21 protein-coding genes, 1 tRNA gene and 2 riboswitches are annotated in these 24,168 nt (G+C 66.3%); of the genes, 7 read left to right on the top strand and 15 right to left on the bottom strand.

Annotation, left to right across the window (positions count from 1 at the left end):
• Window positions 1-20: 20 nt before the first annotated feature.
• The gene (pcrA, locus tag AC5RUU_RS17420) at window positions 21-2,555 is read right to left on the bottom strand and encodes a DNA helicase PcrA (RefSeq protein ID WP_493976543.1); all 2,535 of its coding nucleotides are present in this window, start codon (window positions 2,553-2,555) and stop codon (window positions 21-23) included.
• Window positions 2,556-2,677: 122 nt separating this feature from the next.
• Window positions 2,678-3,508 (bottom strand): inositol monophosphatase family protein, encoded by an 831-nt coding sequence (locus AC5RUU_RS17415; RefSeq protein WP_493976463.1) that lies wholly within the window; start codon window positions 3,506-3,508, stop codon window positions 2,678-2,680.
• A 32-nt stretch (window positions 3,509-3,540) separates the two neighbouring features.
• Here AC5RUU_RS17415 and AC5RUU_RS17410 point away from each other — a divergent pair, with 32 nt between their 5' ends.
• Window positions 3,541-4,170 (top strand): hypothetical protein, encoded by a 630-nt coding sequence (locus tag AC5RUU_RS17410; RefSeq protein ID WP_493976462.1) that lies wholly within the window; start codon window positions 3,541-3,543, stop codon window positions 4,168-4,170.
• Here AC5RUU_RS17410 and AC5RUU_RS17405 read toward each other — a convergent pair.
• Window positions 4,163-4,921 (bottom strand): DUF998 domain-containing protein, encoded by a 759-nt coding sequence (locus AC5RUU_RS17405; protein WP_493976461.1) that lies wholly within the window; start codon window positions 4,919-4,921, stop codon window positions 4,163-4,165. The genes AC5RUU_RS17410 and AC5RUU_RS17405 overlap by 8 nt on opposite strands.
• Window positions 4,922-4,998: 77 nt before the next feature.
• On the opposite strand from AC5RUU_RS17405, the gene AC5RUU_RS17400 reads away from it, so the two are divergent.
• From AC5RUU_RS17400 to AC5RUU_RS17390, 3 genes are all read left to right on the top strand, one after another.
• A tRNA-Arg gene (locus AC5RUU_RS17400) sits at window positions 4,999-5,071 on the top strand.
• Window position 5,072: 1 nt separating this feature from the next.
• Window positions 5,073-5,564: a DUF6314 family protein gene (locus AC5RUU_RS17395; protein ID WP_493976460.1), complete on the top strand. Its 492-nt coding sequence runs from the start codon at window positions 5,073-5,075 to the stop codon at window positions 5,562-5,564.
• Window positions 5,561-5,989 (top strand): NUDIX hydrolase, encoded by a 429-nt coding sequence (locus tag AC5RUU_RS17390; protein WP_493976459.1) that lies wholly within the window; start codon window positions 5,561-5,563, stop codon window positions 5,987-5,989. The genes AC5RUU_RS17395 and AC5RUU_RS17390 overlap by 4 nt, the downstream gene beginning before the upstream one ends.
• A gap of 39 nt (window positions 5,990-6,028) precedes the next feature.
• On the opposite strand, the gene AC5RUU_RS17385 is transcribed toward AC5RUU_RS17390, so the two are convergent.
• Both AC5RUU_RS17385 and AC5RUU_RS17380 read right to left on the bottom strand, forming a co-directional pair.
• Entirely contained in the window at window positions 6,029-7,942 is a 1,914-nt protein-coding gene (locus AC5RUU_RS17385; RefSeq protein ID WP_493976458.1) for an ABC transporter ATP-binding protein, read from the bottom strand.
• The gene (locus AC5RUU_RS17380) at window positions 7,939-9,582 is read right to left on the bottom strand and encodes an ABC-F family ATP-binding cassette domain-containing protein (protein ID WP_493976457.1); all 1,644 of its coding nucleotides are present in this window, start codon (window positions 9,580-9,582) and stop codon (window positions 7,939-7,941) included. The genes AC5RUU_RS17385 and AC5RUU_RS17380 overlap by 4 nt, the downstream gene beginning before the upstream one ends.
• Before the next feature lie 243 nt (window positions 9,583-9,825).
• Between AC5RUU_RS17380 and AC5RUU_RS17375 the strand changes: the two genes are divergently transcribed.
• Both AC5RUU_RS17375 and AC5RUU_RS17370 read left to right on the top strand, forming a co-directional pair.
• A complete protein-coding gene (locus AC5RUU_RS17375) occupies window positions 9,826-10,563 on the top strand; it encodes a hypothetical protein (protein WP_493976456.1) in 738 nt (245 codons plus the stop codon).
• Window positions 10,560-11,297, top strand: a complete 738-nt coding sequence (locus AC5RUU_RS17370) for a hypothetical protein (protein ID WP_493976455.1) — start codon at window positions 10,560-10,562, stop codon at window positions 11,295-11,297. Before AC5RUU_RS17375 ends, AC5RUU_RS17370 begins: the two co-directional genes overlap by 4 nt.
• A gap of 210 nt (window positions 11,298-11,507) precedes the next feature.
• On the opposite strand, the gene AC5RUU_RS17365 is transcribed toward AC5RUU_RS17370, so the two are convergent.
• The 10 genes from AC5RUU_RS17365 to AC5RUU_RS17320 form a co-directional block, all read right to left on the bottom strand.
• Complete coding sequence (locus AC5RUU_RS17365) at window positions 11,508-14,540, bottom strand: alpha-mannosidase (protein ID WP_493976454.1); 3,033 nt, start codon at window positions 14,538-14,540, stop codon at window positions 11,508-11,510.
• A 119-nt stretch (window positions 14,541-14,659) separates the two neighbouring features.
• Window positions 14,660-15,538 carry a formate dehydrogenase accessory sulfurtransferase FdhD gene (fdhD, locus tag AC5RUU_RS17360; protein WP_493976453.1) on the bottom strand — a complete coding sequence of 293 codons (879 nt, stop codon included), beginning with the start codon at window positions 15,536-15,538 and terminating at the stop codon, window positions 14,660-14,662.
• Window positions 15,539-15,640: 102 nt separating this feature from the next.
• Window positions 15,641-17,008, bottom strand: coding sequence for a molybdopterin molybdotransferase MoeA (locus AC5RUU_RS17355; protein ID WP_493976452.1), 1,368 nt, complete (start codon window positions 17,006-17,008; stop codon window positions 15,641-15,643).
• The gene (locus tag AC5RUU_RS17350) at window positions 17,005-17,298 is read right to left on the bottom strand and encodes a DUF6457 domain-containing protein (protein ID WP_493976451.1); all 294 of its coding nucleotides are present in this window, start codon (window positions 17,296-17,298) and stop codon (window positions 17,005-17,007) included. The genes AC5RUU_RS17355 and AC5RUU_RS17350 overlap by 4 nt, the downstream gene beginning before the upstream one ends.
• 15 nt (window positions 17,299-17,313) lie before the next feature.
• On the bottom strand, window positions 17,314-17,988 hold the full coding sequence (gene mobA / locus AC5RUU_RS17345) for a molybdenum cofactor guanylyltransferase (protein ID WP_493976450.1): 675 nt from the start codon (window positions 17,986-17,988) through the stop codon (window positions 17,314-17,316).
• A 56-nt stretch (window positions 17,989-18,044) separates the two neighbouring features.
• Window positions 18,045-18,545, bottom strand: a complete 501-nt coding sequence (locus AC5RUU_RS17340; protein ID WP_493976449.1) for an HNH endonuclease — start codon at window positions 18,543-18,545, stop codon at window positions 18,045-18,047.
• 321 nt (window positions 18,546-18,866) lie between these two features.
• Window positions 18,867-19,634, bottom strand: a complete 768-nt coding sequence (locus tag AC5RUU_RS17335) for an NlpC/P60 family protein (protein ID WP_493976448.1) — start codon at window positions 19,632-19,634, stop codon at window positions 18,867-18,869.
• 157 nt (window positions 19,635-19,791) lie between these two features.
• Window positions 19,792-20,463, bottom strand: a complete 672-nt coding sequence (locus AC5RUU_RS17330; protein ID WP_493976542.1) for a C40 family peptidase — start codon at window positions 20,461-20,463, stop codon at window positions 19,792-19,794.
• Between the two features lie 70 nt (window positions 20,464-20,533).
• Window positions 20,534-20,711: riboswitch (cyclic di-AMP (ydaO/yuaA leader) on the bottom strand.
• A gap of 128 nt (window positions 20,712-20,839) precedes the next feature.
• Window positions 20,840-21,661, bottom strand: a complete 822-nt coding sequence (locus AC5RUU_RS17325; protein WP_493976541.1) for a M23 family metallopeptidase — start codon at window positions 21,659-21,661, stop codon at window positions 20,840-20,842.
• Window positions 21,662-21,671: 10 nt separating this feature from the next.
• Window positions 21,672-21,890, bottom strand: a riboswitch (cyclic di-AMP (ydaO/yuaA leader).
• A 129-nt stretch (window positions 21,891-22,019) separates the two neighbouring features.
• Complete coding sequence (locus tag AC5RUU_RS17320) at window positions 22,020-22,715, bottom strand: iron-dependent transcriptional repressor DtxR (protein WP_493976447.1); 696 nt, start codon at window positions 22,713-22,715, stop codon at window positions 22,020-22,022.
• 283 nt (window positions 22,716-22,998) lie between these two features.
• On the opposite strand from AC5RUU_RS17320, the gene serC reads away from it, so the two are divergent.
• Complete coding sequence (gene serC / locus AC5RUU_RS17315) at window positions 22,999-24,129, top strand: phosphoserine transaminase (RefSeq protein ID WP_493976446.1); 1,131 nt, start codon at window positions 22,999-23,001, stop codon at window positions 24,127-24,129.
• The last annotated feature ends 39 nt before the right edge of the window (window positions 24,130-24,168 follow it).

The following is a 24,168-nucleotide window of genomic DNA, read 5'->3' as shown; positions in this document are numbered from 1 at the left end:
GACCCGCCCCGTCCGCGAACCTAGGCGTCCAGCTTGGTCAGCGGCGCGTAGCGAAGCAGCAGGCGCTTTTCGCCGACGTCGAACTTCACCTTGGCCACGGTCTTGTCCCCGGCTCCTTCCAAGGCGAGGACGGTACCGTTGCCGAAGCTCGTGTGGTTGACCTTGTCCCCCACGCTGACGGCGATGATTTCCTTTTGCGGCTGCACCCGGTTTCGCGCAATGACCGCGGGAACGTCGGCGTTGAAACCGGCCGAGGGGTCGGCGGCGGCTCCGCGGGAGGTACCCGCACCCCAGAAAGATCCGCCGTAGCGGCCCGAACTGATCGAACCCCCGCCCCAGGCGCCGGCCTGCCGGCTGGTTCCTTCGCGTTTCCATTCCAGCAGCTCCGCGGGAATCTCCTCAAGGAACTGACTGGCAGGGTTGTACTGGCTCTGGCCCCACATGCTGCGCACCTCGGAGCGCGTGACATAGAGGCGCTTACGGGCCCTGGTGAGGCCCACATAGGCCAGGCGGCGTTCCTCGGCGAGTTCCTTGGGGTCCGTGGCGGACCTCTGGTGCGGGAACAGGCCGTGTTCCATGCCCGTCAGGAATACCACCGGGAACTCGAGCCCCTTGGCCGTGTGGAGGGTCATCAGCGTGACCACACCGAGCCGCTTGGCCTCAGCCACGGCGGCATCGATGTCCGTGCCGGGGGCGTCCGGAATCTGGTCTGCATCCGCCACCAGGGAAACCTGCTCCAGAAATGCTTCCAGGGTCCCTTCCGGGTTTTCCTGCTCGTATTCGCGGACAACCGCAACAAGTTCGGCGAGGTTCTCCACGCGGGATTCGTCCTGCGGGTCTGTGCTGGCCCGCAGTGCTGCCAAGTAGCCGGTCTGTTCCAGGACTGCTTCGAGGGCGGCGGCAGCGCCGGAGCCCGCGGCCACCTCGGCAAGGTCGTCCAGCAGCTTCACGAACCCCAAGACGGCGTTGACGGAGCGGGTGGCCATGCCCGGTGCCTGCTCGGCGCGGCGTGCGGCTGCCATGAACGAAATCCGCTCGCGCTGCGCAAGGGCGGCGACGGCCCCTTCCGCACGGTCGCCGATCCCCCGTTTGGGTTCGTTGAGGACCCTGCGGAGGTTGACGTCATCGTCGGGATTGACCAGGACCCGGAGGTAGGCGAGGGCGTCCTTGATTTCCTTGCGTTCGTAGAAGCGGGTGCCGCCCACCACCTTGTACGGCAGGCCTACCCGGACCAGCACGTCCTCAATGGAGCGGGACTGGGCGTTGGTCCGGTAGAAGATGGCGACGTCACCCGGGCGCAGGTTGTCCTCGTCCTGGAGCCTGTCGATCTCCTTGGCGATGAACTGGGCTTCGTCGTGCTCGTTCTCGCCCACGTAGCCGATGATCTTGTGGCCTTCACCCTCCGCGGTCCAGAGCCGCTTCTCCGGACGGTTGGGGTTGCGGGAAATCACCGAGTTGGCCGCGCTGAGGATGTTCTGCGTGGAGCGATAGTTCTGCTCCAGCTTGATGGTGCGAGCCTCCGGGTAGTCCTTCTCGAATTCCACGATGTTGCGGATATCGGCACCACGGAAGGCGTAAATGGACTGGTCCGAGTCGCCCACCACGGTGAGCTCCGATGCCCCTGGCCCCTCCCCCACGATTTCGCGGACCAGCGAGTATTGGGCGTGGTTGGTGTCCTGGTATTCGTCCACCAGGACGTGCCGGAACCGGCGGCGGTAGGACTCCGCGAGCGCCGGGAAGGCACGGAACATGAAGACGGTCTCGGCGATGAGGTCGTCAAAGTCCATGGCGTTGGCCTGGCGGAGCCGCTGCGTGTAGCCCTTGTAGACCTCGGCAATGGCCTGCTCGAAGGGATCGTTGTAGTTCGCGGCAGAGGCGTAGGAATCGGCGTCGATGAGTTCGTTCTTCAGTGCCGAGATCTTGTGTTGGATGGCCTTGGGGGCGAACTTCTTGGGGTCCAGGTCCAGCGCTTTGGACACTTGCGTGACCAGCCGCAGGGAATCCGCGGAATCGTAAATGGAGAAATTCGACTTCAGCCCTACGTTGGCGGCCTCCTGGCGCAGGATCCGCACACAGGACGAGTGGAAGGTGGAGATCCACATGATCTTGGCGCGCCCGCCCACCAGCGCCTCAATGCGATCCCGCATTTCCGCCGCGGCCTTGTTGGTGAACGTGATGGCCAGGATCTCGCCGTGATGGGCCCGTCCCGTAGCGATCAGGTAGGCGATCCGGTTACTGAGGACACGTGTCTTGCCGGAACCTGCACCGGCCACGATCAGCAGTGCGGAACCGGCATGCTTGACCGCTTCTTCCTGCTGCGGGTTGAGCCCCTCCAGGAGCTTGGCGGCATCGAGCCGGGGCTTGCCATGGTGCTGCCGGTCCGGGCCGGCGCCGGGGTGCCCGCCGCGTGCCTCCTGGCTGCCGGCGTGCTCCCCGGAGGGGATGCTGCCGCCCGGACCGGCCGACGTAGCTAAGGCGTCCGGACGCGCCTTGGTGCGGGCAGCCGCTGCGGGGGCGGCCTTGAACGGTCCGTCAGAGTACGGGTCAAACAACATATCCATGGTGCCTACAAGTCTAGGCGGTGGGACCGACACGCACTTCCGGTCTGTGGATTACGCTGCAGGAACCTCGCTGTGGCGGGGCTGGAATCCTTCCAGCGCGGCCGTGCCTCCCGGGCTCAGGCCACCGAGCCGGATTCGAGCGCGGCACGCAACTCCCGCACCGCCGTCGTGCCTCCTGCCATGAACCACTCCAGGCCGTTGACCAGGACCGTGTCCACGGCGCCGCCCGCGGCGCGGACGATGGCCTTACCGGGGAGCCAGTCCCATTCCGGGCAGCTGTGCTGGAACCAGCAGCCGAGCTGCCCGTCCGCCACCCTGCCCAGGTCACAGGAGCCGGAACCAAGCATGCGCAGGGCCGCGGCGGAGGTTGCAGCGGCGTGCCAGGGCATCGCGCACAGCGGGTCCATGAGCCAGGTGGGGTGGATGTAGGTGGCGGCGCCGAGTTCGGCCACGGCGGTACCGTTCCGCTCGCCCCGGTTCTCGCGGAATACCGTGAGCAGCTCCCCGTTGAGGGTGGCCGGGTGGGAGCGGCCGCCCAGCCAGAGCTTGTCCTCCTCCGGCTGGTAGATCGCCCCGAGCCGGACGTCGGAACCGTCCTTCAGTGCGATGGCGGAGCACCAGTAGGTGGAGCCGTGCAGGAAGTTGTAAGTGCCGTCCACGGGGTCAATGACCCAGGTCCGGCCGCTGCTGCCCTGCACTGAGGCGCCTTCCTCGCCCAGGATGCCGTCCTCGGGCCGGCAGCGCTGCAACTGCTCCAGCACGTAGGCCTCCGCGGCGTGGTCGGCCGCCGTCACCACGTCCGAGATGGACGTCTTTTGCTGGGACTGCAGCCCGGCCATCCGCATCAGGAGCGCCAGCTGCCCGGCTTCCCGCACCAGGGCTGCCGCCAGCTGGTGGTCGTCCAGTGAGGGGTCAAGTTCAACAGCGCTGTGCCGGCCAATGGTCATGGCATCAGTGTAGGCGGCGGGATAATGGTGCCATGGCCAAAACCCCTGCCCAGCGAATCAAGAAGCACGGCGCCAAGGCGGCTGTGCCGCAGCACAACCTGCCGCCGGTCATCAATCCAACCACTACCCGGACACCGGAAAAAGCCCAGAACAACAGCAACCTCATCCTGATCGCGGGCGTGGTGGCCAGCCTGTTCCTGTTCTGGTATCTGCACCTGCTTACCATGGATCAGCTCCGGCAGCTCGCCGGCGGCCTGGCCATGCCCGACTCGCTCATCGGCGGCTTTGATCCCGCCTACATCGGCCAGCTGCAGGCGGCGATGAATGACGACGCGCGGGGCCAGCTCAACTACGTCCACAAGACAGCCGGGACGCTGTTTCCGCTGATCTTCGGCTTCACCTGGCTGCTGCTGATCGGCACCAATGTAGCCCGCAAGGCACTGCGCTGGACGCTCTGGGCGCTGCCGCTGCTGTTCGTGGTGGTCCGGTTGTGGGCCAACGTGGCCATCGACGGGATGATGGCGGCGGACTCCCCCGACGCCGGCCAGGTGGCTTTGGCGTCCGGCCTCACCGTTGCGGGCTGGGTGCTTTTGGTCCTTAGCCTGGTGGCCGGCGCCGCGGCCGTGGTGCTGGGCACGCGGCGCAGGAAGCCTGCTAGCTGAAGGCTGCCATCGCCCGGAGTTGCTTCCTGTGGCGGTGCACCCGCTGCGCGATCACCAAGCCAGCCGTTGCCATTCCCACGGTGACCGGATAGCCCATCAGGCGCTCGAGCGTGCCGGGCTCGGGGACGTCCATCCCGGTCAGGCCGCCGGTCACCAGGGCGGCCAGGGACACAACGCCGCACACCAATATGAACCAGGCCATGGCCGATTTCCGCAGCCACAGGATGCCCAGTACCAACAGGGCTGCGGCGCCCGCCAGGAAGTACATAACTGCTCCGGTGAAGTGCCAGCCGGAACCGGCGTCCTCCGGCACCAGTCCCACGATGACCGTGCCTGCCCCGGCTATCCCGGTCAGTACCCGCACCCAAATGGCCGCGAGCCAGGGCTTCCGGCGGCCGGGCTGCACCCGCGCGCCAGCCTGGGCGGCAACGCACAGCAGACCAGAGCTCAGCAGTATGGCGCCGAGCAGCATTCCCAGGCCCTGGACCACGAACGAGGCGTTCATCAGCCAGTTCAGCGGGGAACAGACCTCCCGGCCGTCAAAGATGCCGCAGTTCAGGGCGCCCAGGTCGCTGATGTAACCGGTCCGCAGGTCATACGGCCGGGGACCGGCCCATGCCCCGATCACCGCCGCTTCGGCCGCAAAATACTGCAGGACGCTCAACACGGACCACGCCCCGATGTACTGCCGGGTGGACGCGGTATCCGGAATGAACGCCGCAGCGGGCGCCGTCGAAGGGGCTGGGCTCATGCCTTGAGCGTAGTACGGCCCGGCACCTTGTATGCTTGTAAGCGTGTTCGGGCCGGTCCGTCGGTTACCGGATACCAGCCCTCGTAGCTCAGTGGATAGAGCACGGCTCTCCTAAAGCCGGTGTCGTTGGTTCGAATCCAATCGAGGGCACTTGAACCCTTTTTCCCCAAAGTTCAACCTCCGCGCCTACCTGCTCGGCGTCGATGAGCACAGCCCCGCCGGCACTCTGGGGGATGGCCTCTGGACGGTCGAACGAGACCTGCTGGACCGGGCGGACGGCACCCGCGGAACCTTTTCCGGCGTCGTGCGTTTTGTCCCGGACGACGACGACGGCGGCCTGGCCCTCCGCGAAGAAGGCACCATGCTCTGGCCCTCCTTCACCGGCCCCGCCTCGCGCGAATACCTTCTCCAGCCCTCCGGACACCCGGACGCCCTGGACGTGTTCTTTCCGGACGGGCGGCCGTTCCACCGGATGAGCTTCACGCCGCAGGACAACCTGGACAGCCACTGGTGCGATCCCGACACCTACCGCGTGGTCTACACCTTCGAGGGCAGGGACCGCTTCAGCTATAGCTGGGACGTCACCGGGCCACGGAAGGACCTGCTGCTGACGTCGCACCTGGTGCGGGGTGCCGCCGCATGAAGGCCCGGATTGTGGTGTCCGCCGTCTGCGTGTTCGACCGCGCGGGGCGGCTCCTGACCGTCCGCAAGCGCGGAACGGGCATGTTCATGCATCCGGGCGGCAAGCCGGAGGCTGGCGAAACAGCTGTCCAGGCAGCCGCCCGCGAGCTCGCTGAAGAGGTGGGCATCGTCCTCGATCCTCAGGACCTGGAGCTGATGGGCGTCTGGATCGCTGACGCCGCCAACGAGGCCGCCACGGACATCGAAGCCACCGTGTTCCGGGCACCCGGCACGTGGCAGGCGCACCCGTCAGCGGAAATCGCCGAGATCAGGTGGCTCGACCTTGCCGCCCTGGACCGGGGTGGGGCCCTGCCCTCGGACCTGGCCCCGCTGCTGACGGACCATATCCTTCCCGAGCTGGCCGCGGCACGGGACGACGGCGCCTAAGTTAATGGTTCCCTAGGACCAGGAGCCCCGGCGGCAGGGCTACGGCTCGGGAACCGCCTCCTGCGCCACGGCGGTCGCCTCGGCAAACTGGGTCCGGTACAGCTCGGCGTAGCGGCCTTCGGCGGCCAGCAGCTCAGAGTGGGTGCCTCGCTCCACGATCCGCCCGTCCTCCACCACCAGGATGGCGTCCGCGGCGCGGATGGTGGACAGGCGGTGGGCAATCACGACGGCGGTACGCCCCTCGAGCGCAGCGCCCAGGGCGGCTTGCACTGCAGCCTCGTTGGTGGAGTCCAGCGCCGCGGTGGCCTCGTCCAGGATGACGACCCGGGGCTGGGCGATCAGCAGCCGGGCGATGGTGAGGCGCTGGCGCTCACCGCCCGAAAGCCGGTAGCCGCGCTCCCCCACCACGGTGTCCAGCCTGTCCGGCAGGGACCGGACCATGGTCTCCAGCCGTGCCTGCCGGATGACGTCCCACATGTCCTCCTCGGTGGCGTCCGGCCGGGCGAGGCGCAGGTTGGAGGCAATGGTTTCGTGGAAGAGGTGCCCGTCCTGGGTGACCATGCCCACGGTGTCCCGCAGGGAGTCGAAGGTGGCGTCCCGCAGGTCCAGCCCCGTGCCCGGCACGGTGCCGCCCAGCCGGACGGCGCCGGAATCGACGTCGTATAGCCTGGCCAGCAGTTGGGCGATGGTTGATTTGCCTGCCCCTGAGGAGCCCACCAGTGCCACCGTCTGCCCTGGTTCCACCCGGAAGCTGATGCCGTGCAGCACTTCCTCGCCGCCGCGGGTGTCCAGGGTGGACACTTCCTCCAGCGAGGCCAGCGAGACTTTGTCGGCTGAGGGGTAGGCGAAGCGGACATCGTCGAACTCCACGGACACCGGACCAGGCGGAACCGGCACAGCATCGGGCTTTTGCTGGATCAGGGGCTTGAGGTCCAGGACCTCGAACACGCGCTCGAAGCTGACCAGGGCGCTCATGATCTCCACCCTTGCGTTGGACAGCGCCGTCAGCGGGGCGTACAGGCGCGTGAGCAGCAACGCCAGGACCACCACATCCCCTGCGGCGAGTTGCCCGGTTATGGCGAACCACCCGCCCAATCCATAGACCAGCGCCAGGGCGAGGGCGGACACCAGGGTCAGGGCCGTCACGAACGTGAACTGCAGCATGGCTGTCCGGATGCCGATGTCACGGACCCGGCCCGCGCGGACGGCAAACTCACGTGATTCCTCCGCGGGCCTGCCGAAGAGCTTGACCAGCGTGGCGCCCGGGGCGGAAAAGCGTTCAGTCATCTGCGTGCCCATGGCCGCGTTGTGCTCGGCCGCCTCGCGTCGCAGGTCCGCCAGCTTCGAGCCCATCCTCCGGGCCGGAACCAGGAACACCGGCAGCAGGACCATGGCCAGGACCGTGACCTGCCACGAGGTGCCCAGCATGACCGCCAGCGTGAGGATCAGCGCCACCACGTTGCTGACCACGCCGGACAGGGTTCCTGCGAATGCCGATTGGGCGCCTATGACGTCGTTGTTGAGGCGGCTGACCAGGGCGCCGGTCCGGGTGCGGGTGAAGAAGGCGATGGGCATTTTCTGCACATGGTCGAAGACGCGCGTGCGCAGGTCAAGGATCACGCCTTCACCGATGGTGGAGGAGAGCCAGCGGTTGACCATGCCCAGCGCTGCCTCGGCAACGGCGACGACGGCGATCAGCAACGCCAGGCGGATCACCTCGCCTTCGCTGGCGCGCGCCACAATGGCGTCCACAACCTGCCCCGCGAGGACCGGGGTGGCCACGGCAAGGAAGGCCATGGCCACGGACAAGGCCACGAAAGCCAGCAGCTTGCCGCGGTGCGGCCGGGCGAACGCCAGGACCCGTTTCAGGGTGGCTTTGGAGAACGGTTTGGAACCGCTCTTGGCCCGGGTGATCTTGTACAGGGAGTTCCAGGCCACCCCTTCCATGCTCATTGCTGCAGCTCCTTTACCATGCCGTTTTCCACATCCCAACGTACATCCAGGCGCACGTTCTCCAGCAGCCTCCGGTCGTGGGTCACCAGGAGGAGGGCGCCGTCGTAGCTGTCCAGGGCCTCTTCGAGCTGCTCGATGGCCGGCAGGTCGAGGTGGTTGGTGGGTTCGTCGAGGACCAGCAGGTTCACGCCGCGCGCCTGCAGCAGGGCGAGTGCCGCGCGGGTCCGTTCGCCAGGTGAAAGGGAATCCACCGGCCTACCTGTGTGATCCGCCTTCAGGCCGAACTTTGCAAGGAGCGTGCGGACCTCCGCCGGGGACATGTCAGGCACAACGGCCGCGACGGCGTCAGCGAGGGCAAGGTGCCCCGCCAGCAGTCCGCGTGCCTGGTCGATTTCGCCGATGGCAACGGAGGCGCCCATGGAGGCGCTTCCTGAGTCGGGTTCGATGACGCCCAGGAGGAGGCGAAGCAGTGTGGACTTGCCGGCCCCGTTGGGACCGGTGATGCCGATCCGCTCCCCCGCGTTGAGTTGGAGATTGACCGGGCCCAGGGCAAACCCGCCCAGCCGGACCACGGCGTCGCGGAGGGTTGCAACAACGGCACTGGAACGGGGAGCCTGGCCGATGGAGAACTGCAGCTGCCATTCCTTTCGGGGTTCCTCCACCACATCCAGCCGGGCGATGCGGGACTCCATCTGCCGGACCTTCTGCGCCTGTTTTTCCGAGGACTCGGTGCTGGCCGCCCGGCGGATCTTGTCGTTGTCCGGGCTTTTCCGCATGGCGTTCCGCACGCCCTGGGAGCTCCACTCCCGCTGGGTCCGCGCACGCGACACCAGGTCCGCCTTCGTGGCGGCAAACTCGTCGTACTTCTCGCGCGCGTGCCGCCGCGCGACGGCGCGCTCCTCCAGGTAGGCGTCATATCCGCCGTCGTAGACGGAGACGGCGTTCTGCGCCTGGTCCAGTTCCACCACGGTGGTCACGCAACGGGCCAGGAACTCGCGGTCGTGGCTGACCAGCACCACGCCGCCGCGAAGCCCCTTGACGAAGTCCTCCAGCCTGGCGAGGCCGGCGAGGTCGAGGTCGTTGGTGGGCTCGTCCAGGAGCACCACATCGAAGCGGCTCAGGAGCAGCGCGGCCAGCGCCGCCCGCGCCGCCTGGCCACCGGAGAGGCCCGTCATCGGAGCCTCAGGCCCGCAGTCGAGGCCCAAATCGGCCATGACGGCAGGGATCCGGTCATCGAGGTCCGCGGCGCCGGATGCCATCCACCGGTCGAAGGCCCGGGCGTAGGCGTCGTCTGCCCCCGGTGCACCGGTGCCCAGTGCTTCCGCAGTGGACTCCATCTCTGCCGTTGCCTGCGCACAGCCCGTGCGGCGGGCGATGTAGCCGGACACAGACTCGCCGGGCACCCGCTCGTGCTCCTGGGGAAGCCAGCCCACAAACGCATCCGCGGGAGCAAGGCTGACGGCCCCATCCTGCGGCTGGTCGGCACCGGCAAGGATTCGAAGCAGGGTCGTTTTGCCGGCACCGTTGGCGCCGACGACTCCCACAACGTCGCCGGGGGCGACGGTAAGGGAAAGCCGGGAGAAGAGTTGGCGGTGATCATGCCCGCCTGCGATGTCTTTGGCAACGAGCGTCGCTGTCATCGGTCCGTCCTTTCACCGGTGAACCCGGTTTCATGCCGGAACAAGGCCGGCGTGGCCGTGCAGATCACCAGGGAAGATTCGTCCTGGCAGCAGGGCATGAAAGAACCCGCTGGTCCGGACTTGGGGGGTGTACGGACCAACGGGCTCGACCATCAAGCATAGCCGAAAGAGGACGGGCGGTAAAATCGCCGGGGTGGCACCGCGCTAAAATCGATACACCGTCCGTTCTGCAGAGAGCACCCCATGACCCTTCCCGCCAAGGCGTTCCAGCGCTGGCTGCAAAGCATCGCCCCCGATGCCAGCACGGCAGACGTCTGCAGGGTCTCCGGGATAAAGCGGACCACGCTCGCCCAGCAGCTGGTCAGGGGCAAAGTTTCCGTGTCCACCGTGGTCAGCATCAGCCGGGCCTACAACATCAATCCCGTCACTGCGCTGGCTGATTTCGAGGGCTTCCGCGAACTTGCCGGCCCGCCCCGGCCACCCACCCGCTGTGAGCTAATCAGCCAGATCTCCACCCCGGACCTCCTGCATGCGGTGCTGGCCAGGCCGGCCATGGACCCCGGCGGTGGACCGGGCGGGGCGCCTCCGGCGCTGACCCCCGCCCCGCACCCCACGTCGGTCAAGAACTGGGTTGACGCCATTGACGACGGGGAGGTGCGGCACCGCGTCTCGGCCGCAACGGGGGTGGCACCGCAGAACTACTCCGCGCAGCTGACCGCAAACCGGCTGTCCCCGGAGCTTGCCCTGGCCACATCCCGGGCGGCCGGGGTAGGGCCCACGGGCGGCCTGGTGGCCACCGGACTTATTACCGAGCAGGAGGCAGGCTGGCCCCCGGGCGCGCGCCAGGCGGCCCTGGACAGCATGTCCGACGGCGACCTCACCGCCCTGGCCGGGGACAGGCTGCAGGCTCTGGGCAAAGTACTGCGGCGGCAGGAGCAAGACCAAGCACAGACGGAAATGATCTGGGAGAACCTGGGATGATTGCAGTCCTCCAATGGACCACACTGGCCATATGCGGCCTGATCGCCATCGCGCGGGTACCCAGCTTGCTGAGGGGTGAGAACCGGTCGCCCTTCTATATCTTCGCCCTGATGACCCTTGCCATCCTGCTGAGCATCGAGGCGCCGTATGTTGCGATCGACAAGGCACTGGGCGGCATCAACCTGGCCAACCTCCTGCTGCGCTTCATCATCTTCGCCACCATCTACCTCCTCGGCATCAGGGTTACTAAGGGATTTGGTGCCGAAGGCGCCCACCGGCTCATCACCGGGAAGGCCGGAATGGCCGTACTGCTGGTGGTGTCCGCAGTGATGGTGGTGGTGTTCTTCCTGATGGACACCGCCGGATCATCGGCGGGTCTCATGGGCCCTGCCACCAAGGACATCCGCAACGGAATACTGGTCGAGTACTACGGAGCCGCCGGCCGCGCCTACCCCGCCTACGTTTCGCTGGTCCTGCTGCCCGCCATGGTCCGCGCTGTCCGGAGCCGGCTGCCGGTTCTTGTACGGCTTGCCGCCGGCCTCCTGGCTGTGGGCGGCATTGCCATCACCTTCTCACTGCTGTTCCCGTTCATCCCCCTCGCATGGAATGCCGTGGAGTTCGTCGTGAACTACACCGCGGTGCTGTGCTTCGTGATTGGGCTCGCACTGATCTGGGCCGCGCGGGTTAGAAACAGCAAGGTCACCGGCCGGGGAAAGAATTCTACCGAAAAGTAACCTTCCCGCTTTCACAAAATCATTAGAATGTGAAACAATCATGAATGTGTGAAGGTGGGGCCTACGAGGCGTTTCTGAACGGGGATAAATTCTTGAACGCCTCCTGCCCTGGGGGCCTTTGCACCCATTGGGGGGATGAGTGGTGGCGGCCGTTGGGGACCGCCCCCACTCAGCCTATTTAAAGGCCTTGTCCGTCAAAGGAGCCTGTCCCTAGGCGCGGACGAATCTCAGCGTGACCAGCTGGAACGGGCGGAGCTCCAGCGCGGCAGCTCCGGCCTCCGTTTCAACTCCCGGCGCCTCGACGTCGCGCTCAAGCAGGTCCACCGTGCGGACCCCACCCGACAGGAAGTTTGCGGCCATCCGTCCCACCGAGCGTTGTCCCAGCGACTCGTACAGCCGCACGATGACGTCGCCGGAGCCGTCCTCCGCAAGCTTGACGGCTTCGATCACCAGAGCCGGATTTGTCACCGAGAACAGCGGTTCGACCGGAGCGGCACCGCGGACCAGCCGGGGTTTGAGGTTGGTGCGGTAGCCCTCCTCAACGGCGTCCGCGATCCCGGCACCGGGACGGATCGTAACGGCCAACTCGTGCAAACCGCGGTCCGCTTCCGGATCCGGGAACTTGGGGGCGCGCAGCAAGGACAGGCGCACGGTGGTGGTGGTGCCGCCGTCGGACGTCCTGACGCTCCTGGCGACGTCGTGCCCGTAGGTGGACGCGTTGGACACTGCTACCCCGTAGCCGGGTTCGGCAACGTGGATCCACCGGTGGGCGCAGATCTCGAATTTCGCCGCTTCCCATGAGGTGTTGGTGTGCGTGGGCCGGAAGACATGGCCGAACTGCGTCTCAGCGGCTGAGCGGTCCGCCCGGATATCCAAGGCGAAGCCAAGCTTCAGCAGCTTCTCGCGCTCCTGCCAGTCCACTGTGGTGCTGATGGACAGTGACGGACTTCCCGGCTCAAGGGAGATCCGCTGGGTCACCGGCGACGTCCCCGCCAGGCGTTCCACCACCACGACGGCGGCGTTGCTGTCCCCTTCCAGCCGGACATTTACCGCGCTGGTCAGTGGCGAAACGTTGCGCCGGTAGAACTCGTCGATGTCCCAGGCGTCCCACTCGTTGGGGGTGTCGCGGTGCAGTTCCAGCAGGTTGCCGTACTGGTCCGGCGCTATTGCTTCGCGGCCCGTGGCATAGTCGCGCAGGGACGTCAGCAGGCCATTCGCGTCCAGGACTGCGCGGATGACCCCGTTATCCAGGACGTATCCGCCGGCTTCGGCGGTGGCGGATACTGCTTCGGGATGGGTGACCGGTTCTGCCGCCGCCATGGCGGGCACCCCGACCCTGGCATGCGGTGCGGCGTTGAGCAGGAACTGCGTCTGCCCCTCGCCGAGGACAGCGGACGCGGCCTGGCCGATGAGTGCTTCCAGCCCGGCATCGATCGCCTGGTAGTTACGCTCCGCATCCTGGTGGACCCAGGCGATGGAGCTGCCGGGAAGGATGTCATGGAACTGCTGGAGCAGCACCAGCTGCCACAGTTGCTTGAGCTCGGCTGCCGGGTATGCGTAGGCGCCGTTTGTCCGGACTGCCGCCGTGGCACACCACAGTTCAGCTTCGCGCAGCAGGTGTTCGCTGCGCCGGTTTCCCTTCTTGGTCCGCGCCTGGCTGGTGTACGTTCCGCGGTGCAGCTCAAGGTACATCTCTCCCACCCACACGGGCAGCGCGGAATAGTCCTGTTCCGCCTGGCGGAAGAAACTCTCCGCGGACCCGATCCGGACTTTGGGCGACCCTTCCAGGTCTGCGGTGCGGGCGGCCGCGGCAAGCATTTCCCGGGTAGGCCCGCCGCCGCCGTCGCCATAGCCGAACGGTACCAGGGACACCGTCCCCCGCCCATGGTCCCGGTAGTTCCGCTCGGCATGGGCGAGTTCGCGCCCGCTGAGTTCGGAGTTGTAGGTGTCCACCGGGGGGAAGTGGGTGAAGAGCCTGGTGCCGTCAATGCCCTCCCAGTTGAAGGTGTGGTGCGGCATCCTGTTGGTCTGGTTCCAGGAAATCTTTTGGGTCAGGAACCAGCGGCTGCCGGCGGACTTCACGATCTGCGGCAGGGCTGCCGAGTATCCGAAGGAGTCCGGCAGCCACGCTTCCCGGCACTCCACGCCGAACTCGGACAGGAAGAAGCTCTTGCCTTCCAGGAACTGCCGGGCCATGGCCTCGCCGCCGGGCATGTTGGTGTCCGATTCCACCCACATGCCGCCCACCGGCACGAACTGGCCGGAACGGACCTTTTCCCGGATCCTGCTGAACAGTTCCGGGTAGAACTCCTTGATCCAGGCGAGCTGCTGTGCGGACGAACAGGAAAAGACGAAGCCGGGGTTTTCGTCCATCAGGGACACCACGTTGGAAAACGTCCGGGCGCATTTGCGCATGGTTTCCCGGACTGGCCACAGCCATGCGGAGTCGATGTGCGCATGGCCGGTGGCGACCAGCTGGTGGGCGGACGCATAGGCCGGCCGCGCCAGGACCTCGGCGAGGGCTTCACGCCCGGCCGCCGCCGTTCCGGGAATATCGTCCGGGTCCATCACGTCCATCATGCGTTCAAGGGCGCGGAGAATTTCGTGCCGGCGGGGAAGTTCCAGCGGCAGTTGCTCCATCAGTCCCGCAAGGGTCCAGACGTCCTGTTTGAGCTCCCACACGTTCTGGTTCAGCTCCGCGATGGCAATAGTCCCCAGCCTGTACTGCGGCGCGGTTCCGGCAGTGGACTTGTCACCGTAAGGCGTAGCGGCAAATGTCCAGCCCTGGGCAACATCCGGGTTGGCAGCTGCTTCCACATAAAAATCCACCGCCATGCCGCCGCCCAGGAGCTTCAACGGGATGTACTGGTTGCGCGGGGAAACGGCCTTAATAATGGTGCCGTCGGGCCGCCAGGCAATGCCCTCGCACTGGAAGCCCGGAGTTTCGATGGTGAAGCCCAGGTCCACCACCACTTCCACCGTGGTGTCCGGCTCGGTTCCCCACGTTTCGGGGACCTCACCCTGCAGGCGGAGCCATTTGGTGCCCCAGGGCTTGCCCCACGCAGCACCATGTTCCTGCGGGAGGAATTCCTGCCGCATGGCCTCCAGCGCTGGGACCGGTTCGTCCGGTACATCCCAGCTGCTCAGGGTAAGGGGGAGGCTCCGGCTGTAGACCGAAGGGCTGATGCGTTCACGCACAAACCTCTCGAGGCGGACTTCCGTGATCCGGCGGTCGTCATGCAATGTAAGCCTTCTTCAAAGTTTGAAACTGAACAAATCGTGTCCATTCGATGGACAAATCTACCCGCAAGTAGCCTCTTATCCAACCCCCTCAGGGAACATGGGAAACCGATGCCGGCGGCTTAGGACACCGGCACTTCGGCAACAGGCCTGACAATGCGGGCGTCGCCGGCGTAGACGTTAAGGCTGGTTCCGCGGCTGAAACCGGCAAGTGTCAGTCCGCTGGCTTCCGCCAGTTCAACAGCAAGGCTGGACGGGGCACTGACCGCGGCGAGCACCGGAATTCCCGCCATTGCGGCTTTCTGCACCAGCTCGAAGGATGCCCTGCCCGATACCTGCAGGATTGTTCCGCGCAGCGGAAGGAGGCCTTCGCGCAGGGCCCAGCCCACCACCTTGTCCACGGCGTTGTGCCGCCCCACGTCCTCGCGGAGGCAGAGAAGCTGCACGGCGCCGTCGTCCTCCACCTTGAAAAGCCCGGCCGCGTGGACTCCTCCGGTGTCCTCGAAGAGACGCTGGGATTCCCGCAACAGTCCCGGCAACGACGCAAGCACGTGCGCATCCACCGTCATGGGATCGGACTGGGGGCTGTAGTGCGAGGATTTGCGGACCGAGTCGATGGAGTCTGTCCCGCAGATTCCGCAGGAACTGGAGGTGTAGACGTTGCGTCCGGTGTCGGGAAGCTGGACGTCCGGCCTTAGCTGGGCCTCCACCACATTGAACGTCTGGGCACCGTCTTCGTCCTCGCCGGCACAGAACCGCAGGGAAACCAACTGTTCCGGGCTCCAGATGACGCCCTCGGACACCAGGAACCCGGCCACCAGGTCAAAGTCGTCGCCAGGCGTCCGCATAGTGACCGAGAAGGACATCCGGCCCAGCCGGATCTCCAATGGTTCCTCGACGGCCAGGACGTCCTCCCGGTAACGGACCGGGAACTCAAGTGCCTTGGGCGAGCCGTCCAGCAGATACCTGTGCACCTTGCGGCGCTGGGTTACGCGACCCATTTTCCGTCCCTGTTCATAGCTCCATCATCGCAACCGCATGAACCATGCTCAACTGACGGGGCATGGCTCGGCCGGAAGCCACGCGTGGTAAGGGAAACCGGCTCATCCAAGGAGGGCACTCCAGTCCACCGGGCCGGCGGGAGCGGGTTTCGAGGCTGTCCGGCCACCCCTCGGCTTGGTCTTTGCAGGAGCATCAGCTGGCGCGGGAATAGCCGGCCCCCAAGGCAAGGCAAAAGCAGGCACCGGCTCCCCCAACTGCACCCCGTGCGGCGGCACCACCATGACGCCGTCCGCGGAAGCCAGGCCGCGCATCATCCCCGGCCCCGTGTGCTGGGCCGGCGACGCCATCCCGAACAGCAGGCGGAAAGGCATCAGCCTGGTTCGCCCGGGATCGGGTTCGATAACGGTACCGCAGGGCACCTCCTGCACAGCGGGCATGGTGCCGTGGCCCAGTGCCGCCAGCAGCGGAGCACCCACGGTGCACAGGGCAATCATTGCCGCCAGCGGATTGCCGGGCAGCCCCAGGACAAACCGGCCGTCCGGCAGCTCGGCCAGCACGGCAGGATGCCCGGGGCGCATGGCCACGCCATCGATCAGGAGCCGCCCTCCCAGCTCCGCCACGGCCCTGCGCAGATGGTCCGTGCCGGAGCGGCCGGTCCCTCCCGTGGTGATAACGACGTCGGCAGGCAGGTCCGGCGCGCCCGGTACCTCCGGGACCACGTCTTCCAGGGCGGCGAGCCATTCCGCATACGAGTCACCAATCTTCTGCTGCCCGCCGGCGATACCGCCCAGCATCGTTACGACTGCCGGAAGCTGGGGGCCAAAGGTGTCACGCACCTTGCCGGGAGCCGGAAGCCCCTGCGCCACCACCTCCGAGCCAGTCAGCAGGAGCCGCACCAGGGGTTTGCCCCGGACACGCAGTTCGTCATGCCCGGCCAGGGCGGCAAGGGCAAGATGCGCAGGGTTCAGCTGCACCCCGGACTTGACCAGGACGTCGCCCTCCATGGCTTCCTCCCCCGCCTTCCGGATGTGCTGGCCGGTCCGCGGCTCCCCGGGCCGGGCGTTGCCCCCAATGGTCAGGATGGGCAACCCGTCGTCGTCCTTGCCCAGCACAGCGCTCTCACTTCGCAGGATGGCCTTGCCTCCTGGCGGGATGAGGCCGCCGGTCACGATGGGGCTCGCCTGGTGCGGCGCCAGCCTGGTTCCGGGTTCGGCAGGAACCCAGGGCCCGCTGCCGTTGACTACCCACCCGTCCATGGCGGAAGACGCATAGTGCGGCATGTCCTGCAGCGCCACGATGTCCTGGTCCAGGGTGCGTCCAAGCGCAAGCTCAAGCGCCACCGGCCCGGAAGGAATGGGTGTAGCTGAGTCAAAGGCCGCCTGCCTGGCCTCCTGCCAGGTATGGGCCAGGTGATGGTGTGCTTCCTGCCCTTCTTGTCGGCTCGCTTCTGACGGGGTGTCCTCGGTCATTCCCCGGGGGTCCCGGCGGCTTCAGCATCGTAGTCGGCTGCCAGGGAACGGGCCACGGCGAGTGCCGAGTCCATGGAGGCGGAATCTGTTGCCCGGCCAGCGCCGGACGCGAGGCCGGCGGCATAACCCGCAATGAAAGTTGTCAGCGGCGCGGCCGGACGCACCACGGAATGGGCAGCCACTCCGGCGAGCGAGAGAATGGCATTGACGTCCACCTGGACGTCTTCGAGTTCATAGGCCTGGAGCAGGGACCTGCACCATTCCTCCAGCGTTTCATCCTGGCTCTTCATGAACTGCCTCCCAAATCAACTGCGGCTGCGCCGGCCCTGGTCCTTGATCTGGCTGCCGGCGGCAACCCCTAGAGCGGCGGCATCGTCCCAGGTGTCCACATCGGCTGTGGACCCGGCGGGGACGGTGACAAGCTGCACGTCCAGACTAGCAAGGAGCGACCGGACAGAGCCGTTGATTAACGCTCCCGTTGCGGCAAGGTCCTGTACGGCTTTTGTTAACCCGTCTGTGCGATAAAACGCCGCCAACGGCTGGGCCCTGCCGCGGGCTGTACCGTCGTCAGTATTGGCCATGACCGCATCGGGCTGGCCGTCCTGCCCCGAGGCCTGCTTCGCCGCCAGCACCGGGAAGAGCCTGGCGACGGCGTCCGCCACCAGCGGCATGTCACATGCGAGCACCAGCGTGTACTCCGCCCCCTCCACATCCCGAGCCAGGACGGCCAACCCCGCGGCGATGGCTGCGGCGGGACCTGCGAACGCGGGCTCCTCGCGGCAGGACAGCACACCCTTTGGCAGGGGTCCCGGGTCAGGGCCCACCACCGCCACCCGCCGGGCACCGGAGGCGGCATCCAGGGAGCGCTGCAGCAGGGTGGCACCGTGAAAGACCAGGTGCTGCTTCGGCACGCCGCCCAGCCGTGAGGACCTGCCCCCGGCGAGGATCAGGGCATCGAAAATCGGAGGTTGAACTTCCACTGTTCCAGCCTAGCCACCCGCATTGCCCTGGCGGCCCAACAGCGGCGAACCGCGGGTCAGGCAGCGCGCTCGGGCAGCAGGAAGGGATCCCACGCGGGGGTGGGCTTCTCCAGCTCCTTGATCTGCCAGATGGTGCCGTGCGGAGGTTCCGGCACGAACCGCAGCTTCCAGCCCATTTCCGCAGGAGTGTGGTCACCCTTGGCGTTGTTGCAGCGGAGGCAGGCTGCCACCAGGTTTTCCCAGGAGTCCGCTCCGCCACGTGATTTTGGGTGCACGTGGTCGATCGTGTGCGCGGCCTTGCCGCAATATGCGCACTTGTGCCCGTCGCGCCTCAGCACACCCCGTCGGCTGACAGCCGTGGCCTTGTTGTACCGGGGGCGGATGTAGCGGTTCAGGAGGATCACCGAGGGGCGGCCCAGTATCTCCTGCGGCCCCACGACAGGATCGTCCCCTTCGGCCACCACGCTCGCCTTGCCCGTCAGCACAAGCACCAGCGCCCGGCGGAAAGTCACAACCGCCAGCGGTTCATATCCAGCATTCAGAACGAGAGTGCGCATGCACGTACCTCTTCACGGCCGCACCCGTCAGGGGCACGAGGGCCGGCTGCCCTCGGCATGTCCGGGCTATGGATCGACACCACAAGAGTAAACAAAGAAGTGCACGATCAGCTAATCGCCCGGCCATTAGCCTCTGCTGCGCACAGCAGGGATCTCCTGCTGCAGCCCACGCGGGCTGCCCGAGGGCGGGGTCCCCACAGCCCCGTGGAACGGACCGAGATGTTAAGACCTGAGCCCTTAAAGAGCGAGGACCCCTGCCTTGTGGGCAGGGGTCCTTACTGCATCGCGACCGGCCGGGAACCCTGCCGATGATGCTGGTGGCTAGCTGACGCGGATGAAGACCGGGCCGGAACCGACGTTCGCGCTGAAGACAACAGTCTGGTTGCCGTTGTAGCCGCCGTGTACTGCCTGGCCGTTGCCGGCGTAGACAGCAATGTGGGCCATGCCCGCACCGCCGTCGGCGTAGTAGATCAGGTCGCCGGGCTGGGCCTCGGCGGCGCTCACGGTGCGGCCCAGGGACAGGTAGCCTGCAGGCCAGTCGTGGAAGTTGATGCCAACGGCGGCCAGGGAGTTGGTGACCAGCATGGTGCAGTCCTGCATGACACCCAGCTGGGCGTACGCGGCGGACAGGATGGCTGCACCCTTGCCGCTGGCGGAAGCAGCGGGTGCCGCCGGGGCGGCGGCAGTCGAAACCGTGGAGGTGACCTTCGGAGCTGCGGCGGTCTTGGCTGCGGGAGCCGGTGCGGCTTCCTGGACCTCGACCGCGGGCTCTTCCTCGACAACGGGAGCCGGCGTGGTGGTGACGGCAGGCTTTTCGTAGGCGATGGAGATGGTGGACGCCGCGGAGATCGGGGCCTCGATCGCCGATTCAACTTCCAGGGCCGACGCCGGAGCGGAGTCGCGCTGGATGTTGGCGTCAGCAGCATTGGCGGCGATGCCGCTGGTCAGGACCAGGCCGGAGGCGGCGGCGATCACGGCCGCCTGGCGGCCTACGCCGCCGGCGTTGTCGCCCACAGCCTTGGCGATGATGGCGATTGAGCTGGTTTTGGTGACCTCGGCACGGTGCCGTGCGGTAGCACGAGTAGTCATCAGTTCTCTCTTTCGATGTCCTCGGGGCCTGTGGGCGGCCCGAGAGTTTTGGACGCGCCGGCATCTTGGGGGTATGCCGGCGCGTCCCGAACGGGGATTGGCGAATTGGCGAAAAGTGGGGGCAAAGAAATAGTTCCTGGGGCCGAAGCCCCAAGAACTATTTGCCTGCGAGGGTGTAGAAGGAGGAGGTTCCGGTGGCGGCCACAGAGTGCAGCAGCGTGCCCTGGGAGGGGTTGAGGGCGCTGATCATCATGCCGTTGCCGACGTAGATGCCGACGTGCGCACCACCGTTCTGCATGACCAGGTCACCCGGCTGGGGGGTGGAAGTGGGGGTCATGGCGGTCCACGCGTTCACGCGGGGGATGCTGATGCCGGCCTGGGCGTAGACCCACTGCGTGAAACCGGAGCAGTCCCAGCCGGTGGTGGGGCTGGTGCCGCCCCAGACGTACGGGCTGCCAATGCCGGTGTAGGCGATGGCGGCGAGACCGGAAGTTGCCGCTGAAGCGGCGGTGGCCACAACCTTTTCCGCTGCCGTGGAGGCGGTGGCCGGCTCATCGTCTTCGGAGGTGGACTGGACCGTCACCCGCTGGACGACGGGAGCGGCAACGGTGGTGACAACCGGGCGCTCGAAGGAAACGGTGGCGGTGGGTGCTGCGGTGACGGCAAGGGCAGTCTGCGCAGAACCGGACTCGGTGGAAGCCGAGACACCAGCGGTGGTGTCCGCAGCGCCGGCCGGCAGGCCCATAGCGAGGACAAGTCCGGAAGCAGCTGCAACCACTGCAGCCTGGCGACCAACTGTCCCGGCGTTGGCACTCACAGCCTTGGACACTGCGTCCAGAGGGTTGGTACGAACCGGTTGCGCACGGTGGCGCGCAGAATTATGGCGTGATGACACGAAGGTAGCCTCTCCCAATGCCTGCGAGGTGAGCTGTCGGATTCGGATGGGAGTCACCCGGCCGCGCCGCTTCCAGGAAGCTTTGCGACTTAACCCCAAGGCCTTCATGAAGAAGGCCAAAATTGGTTCCCCCGCCCCTGCCAGACGATGAAATGCGAACGGACCTTGAGCGGTGGCAGAGTTAGGCAATCCGCACAAGAGCGTCAACTTCGGAAAAGTTGACGCGAGTTAGACGGTACAGCAGTTTAGCTTGAATGTCACATTCAGGTCACGGCTGGTCACAGCGATTTGAGAGTGGACCATCATTTGACTACAGCCAGCCGGTAGGATCGACAACTTCGCCGTTGACCTGCACTTCAAAGTGCAGGTGGCAGCCAGTGGAGGCGCCGGTGGTTCCGCTGAGCGCCACAACGTCGCCGCGGGAGACCGTCTGGCCCTCTGTCACATTGAAGGACGACAGGTGGTTGTAGGTGGTCTCCAGGCCGTTTCCGTGGTCAATCACCACGCGGTTCCCGCCACCATACTGGTGCCAGCCGACAAAGGTCACGGTACCCGTGGCGGCGGCGAGCACTGAGGTGCCGCACTGGGCAACGTAGTCCTGCCCGCGGTGGAAGTCGCCGGATCCGCCCGTGATCGGGCTGACGCGGTAGCCAAAGGGTGATGCGGTGACCAGGGTGGCCAGCGGGGCACCCAGGCTTCCCGCGGATGCTGCGCGGGAGACGGCGCCGGCGGACTGGGCACTCAGGAGCTGCTTGAGCTTGCCGTCCGGATCGGCCTGCGTCACGACGGCCGAGCGGCTGAAGTCGATCTGCGCTCCGGCCTCAGCCGAAATTGCGGGCTGCGGGGCTGTTGCCGAAGCTGCAACGGGCGCTATGCCGGAGCCATCGGTGGCCATGACGGGGCTGGTGGCCGGAACTGTCACCGTGAGTACCAGGCCGGTGGCGGCGAGTGCAATGCCGGCTTTTTGGCCAATGCCGCTGGCTGAGGCGAACTCCGTGACCTGCCGGAACGGACCCCGACGGCGGCGCGCATCACGGTGGAGATCGCGGGGGCGCTCCGTGTGGATGACTTCGACGACACGCGGTGCCGAAGCGGGGCCCGCCGCGCGGCGGCGCCCCCTGGAGGTCTGCATGGACAAGAAGGATTCCTCTCTGGAAAGCCTGCGAAGTTAGCTGTCGGATTCGGGTCAGAGAGTTCAAAGACCCGGTCCGCCGTAAGCAAGCTTTCGGCACAGAGATATCCCCGAGGGATTCCTTCGCTGGAAGAGGCTTGCTGCTGACGGACTTCACCCCAAGGCAGTCCCCCGCTGCCGCTTGTGGTTCCCCCGCCTCTGCCAGTTATGACTCGTGCTCCTGATCCGCTGGCAGAGCTCGGCTCCGGATCAGGTAACGCTTATGTATCAACGCTTGGTTCAACTATAGGGGCTTAATCCCCAAAGTAACAATTCCGTTATCTTGCGTAATTAGCGTCACGTGGGGTAGCGCCGCAGTTTAGCGGACGGACACAAAGACGTGCGCGGCGACCTCCGGCGGAAGCTCAAGGGCCCCTTCGATACCGGGCACCCGGACCGAGATGTAGTCCCCCACCCGTTCCAGCGAGAGCGCGGCGCCGGGGCGGATGCCTCCCTCGTCGAGCTGGGCCAGGAGCTCAGGCTCCACCTGGATGGGCTCGGCCAGCCTGCTCACCGTCACCGCGGAAGCGGGTTTGTAGGACTTCATCGCTTCGAGGAGGCTCATGGCCGAATCCGTTGCGGCCAGGCGCGGTTGTCCACCCAGTGCGGCGAGGCCAGGAATCGGGTTTCCGTATGGCGACTCGGTGGGATGGTCCAGCAGTTCGTAGATACGCCGTTCCACCCGCTCGCTCATGACGTGCTCCCACCGGCAGGCTTCGTCGTGGACGTAGGCCCAGTCAAGCCCAATGACGTCCGCCAGGAGCCGCTCGGCAAGGCGGTGCTTGCGCATGACTTCGGTGGCGCGCTTGCGTCCAATCTCGGTGAGCTCTAGGTGGCGGTCGCCGGACACCACAACCAGCCCGTCGCGCTCCATCCGGCCAATGGTCTGGGAAACCGTGGGACCCGAGTGGCGCAGGCGTTCTGCAATACGGGCCCGCAGGGCAACGATGTTCTCTTCTTCCAGTTCCAGAATGGTCCGAAGGTACATCTCCGTAGTGTCGATCAGATCCGTCATCCAGCTCAGCTCCTCGAGCGCAGTACCTTGCGTTGTCCCACCGTATCGCTGTTCACCGCGACGTAGTCCGTTGGCTAGCTTAGCCTATTTTGACTTAGTCCGAATAGTTGGAAGCGCCCCCGGAGTGCGTCTCAGTGGTCGGACTATGACGGTCCCGGTTCCCGCCGAAACAGCTGTTCAGGCAGAATGGGAAAGGCCTTCGATGCAGTCATTGCCGACTGCGTGCCTTTGACCATCCACCCGCCCGGACCAAAGCTGCGTCCACGCCGAAATTGGAGCCCCTGTGAGCGAACCCAGCATCACTATTCCTGCCGATCTCCTCCCCAAGGACGGGCGGTTCGGCGCCGGACCTTCCAAGGTCCGCCAGGAGCAGATTGATGCGCTGTCCGCCGCATCGAAGGACATCCTCGGCACTTCCCACCGCCAGGCCCCGGTCAAGAACCTCGTTGGCTCTGTCCGGGAGGGCCTGAGCCAGTTCTTCCGCGCCCCGGAAGGGTACGAGGTTGTCCTGGGCGTGGGCGGTTCCACGGCATTCTGGGACGTTGCCAGCTTCGGCCTGGTGGAGAAAAAAGCCCAGCATTTGTCCTTCGGCGAGTTCGGCTCCAAGTTTGCGGCAGCCACCAACAAGGCACCCTTCCTGGACGCTTCGTCGATCATCAAGTCCGAGCCCGGCACCCGCCCGGCCGCTGAGGCAGAAACCGGCGTCGACGTGTACGCCTGGCCCCAGAACGAAACGTCCACGGGCGTGTCCGCTCCGGTCAAGCGGGTGGCGGGTGCAGACGAGGGCGCACTGGTGCTGGTGGACGCCACCTCGGCGGCCGGCGGCCTGGATGTGGATGTGGCCCAGAGCGATGTCTACTACTTTGCCCCGCAGAAGAACTTCGCCTCCGACGGCGGCCTGTGGCTTGGCCTGTTTTCCCCCGCTGCACTGGAACGCGCCGCACGGATCAAGGCAAGCGACCGCTGGATTCCCGACTTCCTGGACCTGCAGACCGCCATCGATAACTCGCGGCTGAACCAGACGTACAACACCCCCTCCCTGTCCACGCTGGTGACCCTGGACGCCCAGGTGCAGTGGCTGAACTCGAACGGCGGGCTGGATTTTGCGGCAGCCAGGACGGCAGACTCGGCAGGCCGCATCTACAACTGGGCCGAGTCCGCCGAGTTCGCCGCCCCCTTTGTTGCCAACCCGGATGAGCGTTCCAACGTGATCGCCACCATCGACTTCGACGAATCGGTGGACGCCGCCGTCGTCGCCAAGGTCTTGCGGGCCAACGGCATCGTGGACACCGAGCCCTACCGGAAGCTTGGCCGCAACCAGCTCCGCATTGCCACGTTTGTGGCCATCGAGCCCGCAGACGTCTCCGCGCTGCTGGCCAGCATCGATTACGTGGTGGGCGAGCTGCGCAAGTAGCGCTCTGCCAGGTACGACGGCGCCGCCCGGGTTTCCCTG

This window comes from Arthrobacter sp. K4-10C, assembly GCF_059090085.1.
Note: the sequence above shows the minus strand (reverse complement) of the source record. Positions and strands in the feature narration are given on the sequence as shown.